Origin of the sequence: Aeromonas sp. PS2Canimalfood6 (genome assembly GCF_048276795.1) — a bacterium.
GTDB lineage: Bacteria > Pseudomonadota > Gammaproteobacteria > Enterobacterales > Aeromonadaceae > Aeromonas > Aeromonas caviae.
Genome location: NZ_JBLUXC010000007.1, coordinates 81,033 through 95,033, shown reverse-complemented (window position 1 = coordinate 95,033; position 14,001 = coordinate 81,033). Strand labels below are relative to the sequence as shown.

The window sequence follows — 14,001 nt, the reverse complement described above, 5'->3', positions numbered from 1 at the left end:
GGCGCACAGGCGTGCCCATCCCCTTGCGACCAGCACGGGAGCCTGCACCATGCACGATAAATCGAACATCTATCCGGAGCTCAAGATCCTCTCCCCCCTGGAGCAGACCTGGGCCTCCTACCGGCGCAACCCGCTGGCCATGGCGGGGCTCTGGTGCTTCGGGCTGCTGCTGCTGGTGACCCTCATCGGTCCCCTGGTGATCCCCTACGGCATCGACGATCAGCACAGCAACCACCTGCTGCTCGCCCCCTCCTGGGCCAACAGTGGCAACATCGATTACTTCCTGGGAACCGACGATCTGGGGCGCGACATCCTCTCCCGTCTGGTGGCCGGGGCCAGGCTCACCTTCGGCAACGCCCTGCTGGTGGTGCTCATCGCACTGGTCATCGGCTCGGCCATCGGCATCCTCGGCGGCATGAGCAAGGGGGTGAAGTCGAGCGTGCTCCATCACCTGCTCGATACCCTTCTCTCCATCCCGTCCCTGCTGCTGGCCATCATCGTCGTGGCCATCCTGGGGCCGGGTCTGTTCAACACCCTGATCGCCATCACGCTCGCGTTGATACCGCCTTTCATCCGGGCGACCTACAACGCGGTCCACGCCGAGATGCAGAAGGAGTACATCATCGCAAGCCGCCTCGACGGCTCTCCGCCCCAGCGGATCATGCGTCTGGCCATCTTGCCGAACATCGTCGAGACCCTGGTGACCCAGACCACCCGCACCCTCTCCGCCGCCATCCTGGACATCTCTGCGGTAGGCTTCCTCGGTCTCGGGGCCCAGTCTCCCCAGCCGGAGTGGGGTGCCATGCTGGCCGATTCGAGCGATCTTATCTATCTGGCCCCCTGGACGGTGACCCTGCCCGGGATGGCCATCCTGTTCAGCGTGCTGGTGACCAACCTGGTGGGCGAAGGCATTCGCGAAGCACTCAAAGAGGGGAACGACTGATGTTGCCAGCCTTGTTATCTATCCCCGCCCCCGGACGCCCTGAGCGACCCGGCTGCGCCCTGAACGGGAGACATTGCTGATGCCCCTGCTCGACATACGCAACCTCACCATCGAAATCGACACCCCCCAGGGCAAGGTCAAGGCGGTGGACAGAGTCAGCCTGACCCTGAACGAGGGGGAGATCCGCGGGCTGGTGGGGGAATCCGGCTCGGGCAAGAGCCTGGTGGCCAAGGTGATCGTCGGCATCCAGAAGGACAACTGGACGGTGCGCGCCGACCGGATGCGCTTCAACGACATGGACCTGCTGACCATGGCGCCCAAGGAACGACGCCGCATCATGGGGCGGGAGATAGCGATGATCTTCCAGGACCCCATCAGCTGCCTCGACCCCTCCGAGGAGATAGGCACCCAGCTCGAAGAGGCCATCCCCACCAGCGCCTTCACCGGCAAGTTCTGGCAGCGTTTCCAGTGGCGCAAGAAGCGGGCCATCGCCCTGCTGCACCGGGTCGGGGTCAAGGATCACCGCAAGGTGATGCGGGCCTATCCCCACGAGCTGTCGGACGGCATGTGCCAGAAGGTGATGATCGCCATGGCCATCGCCAACCAGCCGCGCCTGCTGGTGGCGGACGAGCCCACCAGCGCCATGGAGTCCACCACCCACTCCCAGATCCTGCGGTTGCTGGACAAGATGAACAAGCTGGGCAATACCACCATCCTCATCATCAGCAACGACATCGCCGCCATCGCGAACCTGACCGACACCCTCAACATCATGTATTGCGGCCAGATGGTGGAAGTGGGGACCCGGGACCAGATCCTGGAATCCCCTCACCACCCCTATACGGATGCCCTGCTCAAGTCCATCCCGGACTTTGACAAGCTGGTGCGCCACAAGTCCCGGCTCGAGACCCTGCCCGGGGTGATACCGCCGCTGCAGCATCTGCCCATCGGCTGCCGCCTCGGCCCACGCTGCCCCTACGCCCAGAAGCAGTGCGTGCAGACGCCGCTGATGAGCAAGGTCAAGGGGCATCAGTTCAGTTGCCACTTCCCGCTCAACATGGAAGAACCGAAGAAATGAACCGGCACCAGACCCTGATCCGGGGCACCTGCCCGCCCCGTCAGCCCCTCTATCCGGCGAGCACACCCAAGGAGACCACGTCGTGACCGAACCTTCCCTGTTGCAGGTCAGGGGCCTGTGCAAGACCTACCAGAACCGCACCGGCCTGTTCAGGCGCCGCGCGGTGGAGGCGATAAAGCCCCTCTCGTTCGATCTCGAGGTGGGCCAGACCCTGGCCATCGTCGGGGAGGCGGGCTCGGGCAAGAGCACCCTGGCCCGCATTCTGGCGGGCATGATTGAACCGAGTGGCGGGGAGATCGCCATCGAGGGGCAACCCATGGTCCACGGCGATTACCAGACACGCTGCAAGCTGCTGCGGATGATCTTCCAGGACCCCAACACCTCCCTTAACCGGAAAATCCGGGTCGGCCAGATCCTGGAGACCCCCCTTCGCCTCAACACGGCCCTGAGCGAGGAGGAGCGCCGGGAGAAGGTGATCCAGACCCTGCGCATGGTGGGCATGCTGCCCGACCACGCCCTCTTCTATCCCCAGATGCTCTCCGCCGGCCAGCAGCAGCGGGTGGGGCTGGCACGGGCGCTCATCCTCAATCCCAAGATAGTGGTGGCGGACGAGGCGCTCTCGACCCTGGATATTTCGGTACGCTCCCAGATCATCAACCTGCTGCTGGAGATGCAGGAGACCATGGGGCTGAGCTATGTGCTGGTGGCCAACGATCTGGGGATCGTCAGCCACATCAGCGACGAGGTGCTGGTGATGCACGAAGGGCGTGTGGTGGAGCGCGGCAAGACCTTGCGGGTCTTCGCCGACCCCCAGCACGACGTCACCCGCCGCCTCATTCAGAACTACAACAACGAATACCGCCGCTGATCCCGCGGCGCGTTTCCCCTTGCGCCAGACATAAAAAAACCCGGCCTGATGTCTCATCAGTCGCCGGGGGATTGCGCTCAAAAAGTGATTGCGTCGCTCGTAGTAGGAACAGGGGAATGGTAGGCAGCCCCCGTCACCTCAACAACTGTCAGATCTGACAGGCAGTCCGCTATGGAACCGGAATTGCGGATCCGGCGAACAGATGAGTTCGGCCTCCAGGCGACCGAAGAAGGCCACCCGCTCGCTGATGTCTTCGTCTGCGAACGTCTGTGCCAGGGCCAGGTAGTCCTGATAGTGACGCGCCTCCGAGCGCAGCAGGGAGACATAGAAGCGGCCAAGCTCCTCGTCCAGATGAGGGGCCAGCCTGGCAAAACGCTCGCAGGATCGCGCTTCGATATAGGCACCGATGATCATCTTGTCCACCACGGCCGCCGGCTCGTAGGTGCGCACATGGGTCAGCAGGCTGCGGGCATAGCGGGAGGCGGTGACGGGACCATAGGGGATGCCCCGTGCGGCCATGATCTCCAGCACCTGCTCGAAGTGGTGCAGCTCCTCCTGGATGAGGCGCACCATGGGGAACAGCAGGGGATTGCGCTCCAGCTCGGCAAACACGCTCCTGTCTGATTCGCCCATGGTGCGCTTGCCGAGGATCTCCGCCTTCTCCGGCAAGGCATCGAGCTCCCGGTAGAAGGTCAGCTTGGGCAGCAGGTGACGCTTCTCCTTGGGCAGGCAGTAGCGGCGCACCAGGCTGTGGGCGGTGAGTGCCGCCTTGTTCTCGCAGTTGGCGTGATCGATAAGCAGGGTCGGCAACTGGGCGGGATCCCGCGCCATTTCCACCCACTCATCCGGGGTCTCGCAATGCAGGAACTGGCGAACGGGGGCTAACAGGTCATCCATCTGAACTCTCATCTGTTGATACGACACGCGGCGCCTGGCGCCGGGGGGCCTATGCTAACGGATCCCGCCCGGCCTGCCCACCGCCATCATGGCTCAGCCCGTCAGACGCCTGAGGGAGTCGCGGCGGATCAGGGTGCCGCTGAAGGCGGGCAGTGCGTCCCGGCTCCCCTCCTCCACCATGGTGATCAGGCGGTTGATGGTCTCCTGGATCATCCCGTTCACCGGCATCTTGACGCTCGACAGCGCGGGAATGACGTAAGGGGCCAGAGGGATGTCGTCAAACCCCACCACCGAGACCTCGTCAGGCACCATCACACCGGCTTCGTGCAGCCGTTTGATGGCCCCGATCGCCATGTCATCGTTGCTGGCCACCAGGGCGCTGAAGCGAGCGCCTCGCGCCAGCAGGGCCGAGACGGCGGCCGCGCCACAGGCGGGGGTCCATTTGCCGGGGGCGATCAAGGTCTCCTGCACGGGGATGCCGTGCCGGATCAGCGCCTGCCGGTAACCGGCCAGGCGCTCGGCGCCGGTGGGGGAATCCGCAGAGCCTGCAATGAAGGCGATCTCCCTGTGCCCCATGGCCACCAGCTTGTCCACCACCGCCTCCGCCGCCGCCTGCTGATCCGCATAGACGCAGTGGGCCGGATGGCGGCTCAGACGCCGGTTGAGCACCATGATGGGCTGCTCATGCTGCTCGATGATCTCGTCCATCTCCTCCACCCCAAGAAAACGTGGATAGATGATGACGCCATCGCAACGGGAATCGAGCAGATACTGGATGGCCTGGCGCTCCTCGTCGGCGCTGTGCTTGCCGTCCGCCAGTATGAGCTGGCGCCCGCGATCCTCGGTCATCCGCGCCACCTGGGAGAGCAGCTCGCCGAAGTAGACGCCGTGGTAGAGGGTGTTGGTGACCACCAGTCCCAGGGTCCGGGTGTGCCTGGTCGCCAGCTGCCTCGCCACCAGGTTGGGGCGATAGCCGCACTCCTCGATGGCCTGCTGCACCCGGTCCCGGGTCTCCTGGCTGGTGTAACCATTGCCCGACAACACCCGGGAGACCGTCGCCTTCGACACCCCTGCCCGCCTTGCCACCTCCAGCATCGTCGTCATTGTGTTCTCCCTTGCTCGTAACGGGGCGCAGTGTACTGCACCGCCCCCGGCTTGTCGTCGCACGAATGGTGTGCTGGCCCGGGTTCAGTGATCCCATTCACGGATCCGGACGCTCGCTGCACAAGGTGCTTGTCTCCCGCGCTCAGGCCGCGCACTCTATGTGGAACCGGTTCCACATTCAGTTTCATGCGCGTTCCCGCCCTTCGCGGCGGCGGGGGCGAGCAGGCCCACTTGGTGAAAAGGATCTACCTCGATGTCAAAAAACTATGCGGCTCTGGCCGGTACCGTCATCACCGCACTCGGCGGCGCCGACAACGTCGTCGCCGTGACCCACTGCATGACGCGGCTGCGCTTTGTGCTCGGCGATCCCGCCCGGGTCAATGGCCCTGCCCTCAAGGCGATCACGGGCGTGCTCGGGGTGGTGCAGGCGGATAACCAGTGTCAGGTGATCATCGGCAACACCGTCTCCCACGCCTATCGCGAGGTGCTGGCCCTGCTGCCCCAGGGCGGCGGGCAGACTCCGCTTCCGGAAGCTTCCGCTGGCTGGAGCCTGCGCCGCATGGGCGCCGCCATCCTCGACGCCCTGATCGGCACCATGTCCCCCCTCATCCCGGCCATCATCGGCGGCTCCATGCTCAAGCTGCTGGCCATGGTGCTGGAGATGACCGGCGTGCTGGAGAAAGGCTCCTCGACCCTCACCATCCTCACGGTGGCCGGGGATGGGGCCTTCTTCTTCCTGCCCTTGATGGTGGCCGCCTCCGCCGCCGTCAAGTTCAAGACCAACATGTCCCTGGCCATCGCCATCGCAGGCGTGCTGGTGCACCCCAGCTTCATCGAGTTGATGGCCAGAGCCGCCGAAGGGGAGCAGGTGACCTTCGCCCTGGTCCCGGTGACCGCGGTCAAATACACCTACACCGTCATTCCGGCCCTGGTGATGACCTGGTGCCTCTCCTACATCGAGGGCTGGGTCGACCGCATCACTCCGGCGGTCACCAAGAACTTCCTCAAACCCATGCTGATCGTGCTGATCGCGGCGCCGCTGGCCATCCTCTTCATCGGCCCCGTCGGCATCTGGATTGGCACCGCCATCTCCGGCCTGGTCTACACGGTCCACGACTACCTGGGCTGGCTGTCGGTGGCCATCATGGGGGCGCTCTGGCCCCTGCTGGTGATGACCGGCATGCACCGCGTCTTCACCCCGACCATCATCCAGACCATCGCCGAGACCGGCAAGGAAGGCATGGTCATGCCCTCCGAAATCGGCGCCAATCTCTCTCTTGGCGGCTCGTCCCTGGCGGTGGCCTGGCGCACCCGTAACCCGGAACTGCGCCAGACGGCGCTCGCGGCGGCCGCCTCCGCCATCATGGCGGGGATCTCCGAACCCGCGCTCTACGGTGTGGCCCTGCGCCTCAAGCGTCCGCTCATCGCGAGCCTCATCAGCGGCTTTGTCTGCGGTGCCGTCGCCGGCATGGCGGGGCTCGCCAGCCACTCCATGGCCGCCCCCGGGCTCTTTACCAGCGTGCAGTTCTTCGATCCGGCCAACCCCATGACCATCGCCTGGGTGTTCGGCGTGATGGCCCTCTCGGTGGTGCTCTCCTTCGTGCTGACCCTGGTGATGGGGTTCGAGGACATCCCGGTCGAGAGCCCGGCCCCCCGCGCCGAGCCCGTGCGACCCGTCGCCACCAGCCAGGCGCAGGCCGGGCTGTGACACCCCATTCAGACATGACAAGAGGTAACCAATGTCGTTAACAAGATTTCCCGAGGGCTTTCTCTGGGGCGGTGCCCTGGCCGCCAATCAGGCGGAGGGCGGCTATCTCGAGGGGGGCAAGGGGCTGACCACGGTGGACATGATCCCCCATGGTCCGCGCCGCATGGCGGTCAAACTCGGCCAGGAGAAGCGCATCACCCTGCAAGATGACGAGTTCTACCCAAGCCACGGGGCCATCGATTTCTATCACCGCTATCGGGAGGACATCGCCCTGATGGCCGAGATGGGCTTCACCGTGTTTCGCACCTCCATCGCCTGGGCCCGTCTCTACCCCAGGGGGGACGAGCGCGAGCCCAATGCCGAGGGCATCGCCTTCTACCGCGCGGTGTTCGAGGAGTGCAGAAAGTACAACATCGAGCCCCTGGTGACCCTGTGCCACTTCGATGTGCCCATGCACCTGGTGACCGAGTACGGCTCCTGGCGCAACCGCCAGATGGTGGAGTTTTTCACCCGCTACGCCCGCACCTGCTTCGAGCAGTTCGACGGCCTGGTGAAGCACTGGCTCACCTTCAACGAGATCAACATCCTGCTGCACAGCCCCTTCTCCGGGGCGGGGCTGGTGTTCGAGCAAGGGGAGCACCAGGATCAGGTGAAGTATCAGGCCGCCCACCACGAGCTGGTGGCCAGCGCCCTGGCGACCCGGATCGCCCACGAGGTGAACCCGGCCAATCAGGTGGGCTGCATGCTGGCGGGGGGCAACTTCTACCCCTACTCCTGCAAGCCCGCCGACGTCTGGACCGCCCTCCAGAAAGATCGGGAGAACCTCCTCTTCATCGACGTGCAGGCCAGGGGCGCCTATCCGGCCTATGCGCAGAGGGTGTTTCGTGACAAGGGGGTCACCCTGGTGAAGGGGCCGCAAGATGACGAGATCCTCAGGCACACCGTGGATTTCGTCTCCTTCAGCTACTACGCCTCCCGCTGCGCCGCCGCCGACATGAATGCGGGCAACACCAGCGAGGCCAACGTGGTCAAGTCCCTGCGCAATCCCCACATCGAGGTGAGCGAGTGGGGCTGGGGCATCGACCCCCTGGGCCTTCGCATCACCCTCAACACCTTGCACGATCGCTACCAGAAGCCCCTCTTCCTGGTGGAAAACGGCCTGGGTGCGGTGGACGAAGTGAACGAGCTAGGGGAGATAGAGGACGACTACCGCATCGCCTACCTGCGCGCCCACATCGAGGCCATGAGGGACGCCATCGAGGACGGCGTGCCCCTGATGGGGTACACCAGCTGGGGCTGCATCGATCTCGTCTCCGCCTCCACCGGCGAGATGAGCAAGCGCTATGGCTTCGTCCACGTGGACCGGGACGACGCCGGCCATGGCACCCTGGCCCGCCGGCGCAAGAAGTCGTTCTGGTGGTACAAGAAGGTGATCGCGAGCAACGGGGAGGATCTGGCCTGAGCCCCCCTCAGTTTCGCCGCAAGGCGCATCCATGCAACAGGGGGGCCGAGGCCCCCCTGTTGTTCATCACGCTGGCAATCTGAAAACGTTTAACTGCCTTCGTTGAAGATCTCGAGGTTGCTGGTCCCTTCCTGCCACTCGCGCACCGCCTTGTTGTCGTCGCTGCGCAGGGCATTGAGGTGGTCCAGATAACCCTGATCCACGTCGGAGGTGACGTAGTGACCGTTGAAGACCGAGGTCTCGAAGTGGCGCAGCTCGGGGTTGATCTCCCGCACCGCCTCTTCCAGATCTTCCAGATCCTGGAAGATCAGGCCGTCAGCACCAATAAGCTTGCACACCTCTTCCACTTCACGGCCATGGGCAATGAGCTCGTTGGCGGTGGGCATGTCGATGCCGTAGACGTTGGGGAAGCGAATTTCCGGCGCGGCCGAGGCGAAGTAGACCTTGGCGGCCCCCGCTTCACGGGCCATCTGGATGATCTGCTCGGAGGTGGTGCCCCGCACGATGGAGTCGTCCACCAGCAACACCTTCTTGCCCTTGAATTCGGAGCTGATGGCGTTGAGCTTGCGGCGCACCGACTTCTTGCGCTGGGTCTGGCCCGGCATGATGAAGGTACGGCCGATGTAGCGGTTCTTCACGAAGCCCTGACGGTACGGAAGGCCCAGGGTGTGGGCGATTTCCAGCGCCACGTCGCAGGAGGTCTCGGGGATGGGGATGACCACGTCCACGTCGAGATCGTCCCACTCCCGTGCGATCTTCTGGCCCAGCTTGCGACCCATGTTGAGGCGGGCGGCATAGACGGAGACCTTGTCGATGAAGGAGTCGGGGCGGGCGAAGTAGACGTATTCGAAGATGCAGGGGTTCATCTGCGGGTTCTCCGCACACTGCTCGGAGAAGAGCTGGCCCTGCTCGGTGATGTAGATGGCCTCGCCCGGGGCGACGTCACGCACCGTCTCGAAGCCGATGGCGTCGAGGGCCACGCTCTCGGAGGCGAGCATATACTCCACCTGCCCCTGCTCGTCGACCCGGCGACCCAGGATCAGCGGGCGAATACCGTTGGGATCGCGGAAACCGATGAGGCCGTGACCGATCACCAGAGAGACCACGGCATAGGCGCCGCGGATCTGCTGGTGCACTTTGCGCACCGCCGAGAAGATATCTTCCGGGCGCAGCGCCATCTTGTCGCACAAGTCCAGCTCGTGGGCCAGCACGTTCAACAGCACTTCGGAGTCCGAGGTGGTGTTGATGTGGCGGCGGGCCACCTTGAACTGCTGCTCCTTGAGCTCCTTGGCGTTGGTGAGGTTGCCGTTGTGGGCCAGCACCATGCCGTAGGGGGAGTTCACGTAAAACGGCTGTGCCTCTGCCGCGCTGGAGCTGCCTGCGGTGGGATAACGGACGTGTCCGATGCCGATATTCCCTTTCAGGCGCTGCATGTGGCGCACTTCAAACACATCCTTCACCAGACCGTTGGCCTTGCGTTGCCGGAAGTTTCCACTGTCAATGGTCACGATCCCGGCGGCATCCTGTCCCCTGTGCTGCAACACCGTCAAGGCGTCGTAGAGGGCCTGATTGACGGGGGTGGTGCCAACTATACCGACAATACCGCACATGTCTTTGCTACCTCGAAGTCACTGTACCTGTTGAAGAAAACTGGACGAGTTCATCATGAACCCGAAAAACCACTGGATCACCGGCTTGAACTCCGGCACCAGCCTGGACGCCACCCACCAGTCGCTCTGGGAGAGGCTGGTGAAGGTATCCATGAAAAACAGCAGGGCGCTGACGATCAGCACCCCGCGAATGGCGCCAAAACAGACCCCGAGCACCCTGTCTGTGCCGGAAAGCCCGGTCTTTTCCACCAGCAGGCCCACCACGTAGTTCACCACGCTCCCCAGGATCAGGGTCGCCACGAACAGGGCGGCGATGGCCAGACCGTTGCGCACCATGGCATCGGAGAAAGAGGTGAAATAGACGGCGAGATCGGGATAGAAATGGCTGGCAATGAAAAAGGCGACGAACCAGGTGACCAGAGACATGGCCTCCTTGAGAAAGCCGCGCACCAGGCTGATGAGGGCGGAGAAACCGACGATGCCGATGATGGCGTAATCAATCCAGACCATAGAAAAAGATGTCCTGCGAAATTGCGGCGCAGTCTAACAAAAACGATTGCGCAATGCTTGATAAAATTGTGTTACAGGCCCGAAGGGAGCTATCCCTTCCCCTTGCGGCGGGTTTCCCGGGCCCAGAATGCACAACGCCATGGCATGCCATGGCGTTGTCGTCTGCAACGAGCGCTTACCCGATGTGGGTCAGGCCGCCCATGTAGGATTGCAGCGCAGCCGGGATGGCGATGCGGCCATCTGCCTGCTGGTAGTTCTCGAGCACGGCCACCAGGGTACGACCCACCGCCAGACCGGAACCATTCAGGGTGTGAATGAGCTGCGGCTTGCCGTCGATGCGCACGCGAGCCTGCATGCGGCGCGCCTGGAAGTCGGTGCAGTTGGAAACGGAGGAGATCTCGCGATAGGTGTTCTGGGCCGGCAGCCACACTTCCAGATCGTAGGTCTTGGCGGCGCAGAAGCCCATGTCACCGGTGGAAAGCGCCATCACGCGATACGGCAGCTCCAGCAGTTGCAGCACCTTCTCGGCGTGACCCACCATCTCTTCCAGGGCATCCCAGGATTTTTCCGGGTGCACCAGTTGCACCATCTCGACCTTGTCGAACTGGTGCATACGGATGAGGCCACGGGTATCACGACCGTAGGAGCCGGCTTCGGAGCGGAAACAGGGGCTGTGGGCGGTCATCTTGATGGGCAGCTCCTGCTCGTCGAAGATCTCGTCACGGGCCATGTTGGTGAGCGGCACTTCGGAGGTCGGGATGAGGGAGAACTTGCGCACCTTGCCTTCGTCTTCCCCTTCCCCTTCGATGCCGGTATTGAAGAGATCCTGGGAGAACTTGGGCAGCTGGCCGGTGCCGTACAGGCTGTCCGGGTTGACCAGATAGGGCACGTAGCACTCGGTGTAGCCGTGCTGCAGGGTGTGCAGGTCCAGCATGAACTGGGCCAGGGCGCGGTGCAGACGGGCAATCTGGCCCTTCATCACCACGAAACGGGCACCGGAGAGCTTGACGCCGTTCTTGAAGTCGACCCCCTTGGCCGCCTCACCCAGATCGATGTGATCGCGCACCGGGAAATCGAACTCACGCGGGGTACCCCAGCGGCGGACCTCCACGTTGTCGTTCTCGTCACGGCCCACCGGGGTGGTCTCGCTCGGCAGGTTGGGGATGGCGTCGGCGATCCCCTTGAGCTGGGCCAGCAGGGCCTCCAGCTCGACCTTGCTGGTCTCGAGCTCGTCGTTGATCTTGGTCACCTCGGCCTTGAGGGGGGCAACATCTTCACCACGACGGGCAGCCTCACCGATGGACTTGGAGCGGGCGTTGCGCTCGGCCTGCAGCTCCTGGGTGCGGGACTGCAGATCCTTGCGTTTCTCTTCCAGAACATTGACCGCCGCTACGTCCAGAACGTAGCCACGTGTCGCCAGACGAGCGGCAGCTTCGGTGATGTCGCTGCGCAGATATTTGGGATCCAGCATGGTTTACCTACTTTTTTTAATGGGATCTGGGCCCGGGTCATCGTGACCGGGTTGGGAAACAGATCCGGAAGTTAACATCGGTTGGCGCACCCCTTTGCCTTCGGAATCGGGCCTTCGAAATCAAGAAGATGGTGCAAGGCCAAGACAACCGGGGTCAGACGGGCAGTGTAGCAGACCGCCCCCCCGCCCGAACAGGGACTATTGCGCCCGTTTTTGCCGGGCCCCCCTCTCCTGATAGCCTTGCCGTGCGCTTTCCGGGCGAGGGGCTTGAAGGTCTTTCCTATCGCTTGCGCGGGCTCTGCTTGTCCAGCTCGTGCAGATAGTCGAGCTTCTGGGCTATCTGCTTCTCAAGCCCCCGCTCGGTGGGCTGATAGTACTGCTTGCCGGCAAGCTCCGGGGGGAAGTACTGCTCGCCGGCGGCATAGGCCCCCGGCTCGTCGTGGGCGTAGCGATACTCGGCGCCGTAGCCCAGCTCGCTCATGAGCTTGGTAGGGGCATTGCGAAGGTGCGGTGGCACCTCGAAGTCCGGCAGGTTCTTGGCGTCGTGAAGCGCCGCCTTCCAGGCGGTGTAGACCGCATTGCTCTTGGGGGCGCAGGCGAGGTAGACGATGGCCTGGGCGATGGCCCGCTCCCCTTCCGCCGGGCCGATGCGATGGAAGCAGTCCCAGGCCGAGAGCGCCACCTGCATGGCACGGGGATCGGCGTTGCCCACGTCTTCCGAGGCAATGGCCAGCAAGCGGCGGGCGATGTAGAGGGGATCGCAGCCGGCGCTCACCATGCGGGCATACCAGTAGAGGGCCGCATCCGGCGCCGAGCCGCGAATGGACTTGTGCACCGCCGAGATGAGGTCGTAGAAGTGATCGCCGCCCTTGTCAAAGCGCGCCACGTGCTCCCCCACCACGGCGGCGAGCAGGGTACTGTCGATCACCCGCGCCCCTGAGCTGTCGGCCTCGGCCATGTCGGCCAGGAGCTCCAGGTAGTTCAGAGACTTGCGCCCGTCCCCGTCCACGGCTTTCGCCAGCGCCTCCTTGGCCCCGGGGGCAAAGCGCAGGCTAGGGTCATTGAGCCCGCGCGGGTCCTGCATCGCCTGATCGATCATGGCGAGGATATCCTGCTCCTCCAGCCTCTTGAGCAGATAGACCCGGGCCCGGGAGAGCAGCGCGTTGTTGAGCTCGAACGAGGGGTTCTCGGTGGTGGCGCCGATGAAGGTGATGGTGCCGTCTTCGATGTGGGGCAGGAAGACATCCTGCTGGCTCTTGTTGAAGCGGTGGACTTCATCCACGAACAGGATGGTGCGCACCCCGCGCCAGCCGTTCTCCTTCGCCTTGTCGAGGGCCGCGCGGATCTCCTTGATGCCGGAGGTGACCGCCGAGAGCCGCTCCACCTCCGCCTGGCAGTAGTGGGCAACCAGTTCTGCCAGTGTGGTCTTGCCGGTGCCGGGGGGCCCCCAGAGGATCATGGAGTGGCAGTGCCCCGCCAGGATCGCTTTTCGCAGGGGCTTGTCCGGCCCCAGGATATGCTGCTGGCCGATGTACTGCTCGAGGGTTTGCGGCCGCATCCGGGCCGCAAGCGGACGAAAGTCCGAGGAGAAATCCAGGGATAAATTGCTCATCTGCATTGACCTTGCAGCTGACCGGTCGTCCATGACGCCCGGTCAGACGATAACGCCGGTAACGGCTGGCTCATCAGCGCTGGTCGTCCAGCTCGACCCCCTTCGGGATCTTGAAGACAAATTCGTTGCCCTTGAGCACCGGCTTGCGATCAAAACCACTTAAGACGAACTCGCTCCACTGCCCTTGCGCCTCTTTCACGTCGAAGCGACTGATGTTGTTCTGACGGTCGAAGGTGATGCGAAAGGAGGCGATCAGCTCGTCCTTGTTGCGGCTGGTGACGGTATAGACATCCCCTTCCTGGGTCACGTCATAATTCTTCCAGAGGCTGTTGTCGTTGCCCGCGATGAGCACGAAGGGGGTGTTGAGCACCGCATCCTTCATCTTGAGGGCGGTGACCTGCTCGACGAAGGGATCGTACACCCACACATCCTTGCCATCGGCCACGATCAGACTCTCGTCCGGGGAGGTAGTGTGCCAGTTGAAGCGGTTGGGTCGCTGCACCAGCAGGGAGCCGCTCGCCTTTTGCAGCTCCTTGCCCTTGCTGTCATAGACGGTCTGGGCAAACGTCGCGGAGAAGACATTGACGGAGGAGAGCTTCTCCTTGAGATCACTGGCCGCATCGGCCCATACCTGGCTGCTGGCGACCAGCAGAATGGAACCCATCAACAGTTGTTTTTTCATCAGGCTCTTCATAGGGAGGTTCTCGATAAAAGGCCACGCCCGCAGAGGGCATGGCC

At 63.6% G+C, this 14,001-nt stretch carries 12 protein-coding genes; 5 read left to right on the top strand and 7 right to left on the bottom strand.

Annotation, left to right across the window (positions count from 1 at the left end):
- Window positions 1–49: 49 nt before the first annotated feature.
- From ACNPAA_RS05085 to ACNPAA_RS05075, 3 genes are all read left to right on the top strand, one after another.
- Window positions 50–943: an ABC transporter permease subunit gene (locus tag ACNPAA_RS05085; RefSeq protein ID WP_010674530.1), complete on the top strand. Its 894-nt coding sequence runs from the start codon at window positions 50–52 to the stop codon at window positions 941–943.
- Window positions 944–1,022: 79 nt separating this feature from the next.
- Entirely contained in the window at window positions 1,023–2,021 is a 999-nt protein-coding gene (locus ACNPAA_RS05080; RefSeq protein ID WP_010674529.1) for an oligopeptide/dipeptide ABC transporter ATP-binding protein, read from the top strand.
- A gap of 82 nt (window positions 2,022–2,103) precedes the next feature.
- Window positions 2,104–2,889, top strand: coding sequence for an ATP-binding cassette domain-containing protein (locus ACNPAA_RS05075; RefSeq protein ID WP_039039015.1), 786 nt, complete (start codon window positions 2,104–2,106; stop codon window positions 2,887–2,889).
- Between the two features lie 138 nt (window positions 2,890–3,027).
- On the opposite strand, the gene miaE is transcribed toward ACNPAA_RS05075, so the two are convergent.
- Together miaE and ACNPAA_RS05065 are read right to left on the bottom strand one after the other, a co-directional pair.
- Window positions 3,028–3,786 carry a tRNA isopentenyl-2-thiomethyl-A-37 hydroxylase MiaE gene (gene miaE / locus ACNPAA_RS05070; RefSeq protein WP_042016277.1) on the bottom strand — a complete coding sequence of 253 codons (759 nt, stop codon included), beginning with the start codon at window positions 3,784–3,786 and terminating at the stop codon, window positions 3,028–3,030.
- Window positions 3,787–3,879: 93 nt separating this feature from the next.
- Window positions 3,880–4,890, bottom strand: a complete 1,011-nt coding sequence (locus tag ACNPAA_RS05065) for a LacI family DNA-binding transcriptional regulator (protein ID WP_103243232.1) — start codon at window positions 4,888–4,890, stop codon at window positions 3,880–3,882.
- Window positions 4,891–5,143: 253 nt separating this feature from the next.
- Between ACNPAA_RS05065 and ascF the strand changes: the two genes are divergently transcribed.
- Together ascF and ACNPAA_RS05055 are read left to right on the top strand one after the other, a co-directional pair.
- Window positions 5,144–6,598 carry a PTS cellobiose/arbutin/salicin transporter subunit IIBC gene (gene ascF / locus ACNPAA_RS05060; RefSeq protein ID WP_202211853.1) on the top strand — a complete coding sequence of 485 codons (1,455 nt, stop codon included), beginning with the start codon at window positions 5,144–5,146 and terminating at the stop codon, window positions 6,596–6,598.
- A 31-nt stretch (window positions 6,599–6,629) separates the two neighbouring features.
- Entirely contained in the window at window positions 6,630–8,060 is a 1,431-nt protein-coding gene (locus ACNPAA_RS05055; protein ID WP_202211852.1) for a 6-phospho-beta-glucosidase, read from the top strand.
- An 89-nt stretch (window positions 8,061–8,149) separates the two neighbouring features.
- Here the strand turns inward: ACNPAA_RS05055 and purF are convergent, their stop codons facing one another.
- From purF to lolA, 5 genes are all read right to left on the bottom strand, one after another.
- Window positions 8,150–9,670 (bottom strand): amidophosphoribosyltransferase, encoded by a 1,521-nt coding sequence (gene purF, locus ACNPAA_RS05050; RefSeq protein ID WP_010674523.1) that lies wholly within the window; start codon window positions 9,668–9,670, stop codon window positions 8,150–8,152.
- An 18-nt stretch (window positions 9,671–9,688) separates the two neighbouring features.
- Window positions 9,689–10,180, bottom strand: a complete 492-nt coding sequence (locus tag ACNPAA_RS05045) for a CvpA family protein (protein WP_010674522.1) — start codon at window positions 10,178–10,180, stop codon at window positions 9,689–9,691.
- Window positions 10,181–10,355: 175 nt separating this feature from the next.
- A complete protein-coding gene (gene serS, locus ACNPAA_RS05040; RefSeq protein ID WP_039039009.1) occupies window positions 10,356–11,651 on the bottom strand; it encodes a serine--tRNA ligase in 1,296 nt (431 codons plus the stop codon).
- Window positions 11,652–11,931: 280 nt separating this feature from the next.
- A complete protein-coding gene (locus ACNPAA_RS05035; RefSeq protein ID WP_041211365.1) occupies window positions 11,932–13,269 on the bottom strand; it encodes a replication-associated recombination protein A in 1,338 nt (445 codons plus the stop codon).
- 67 nt (window positions 13,270–13,336) lie between these two features.
- Entirely contained in the window at window positions 13,337–13,945 is a 609-nt protein-coding gene (gene lolA / locus ACNPAA_RS05030) for an outer membrane lipoprotein chaperone LolA (RefSeq protein ID WP_041215917.1), read from the bottom strand.
- Between the last annotated feature and the right edge of the window lie 56 nt (window positions 13,946–14,001).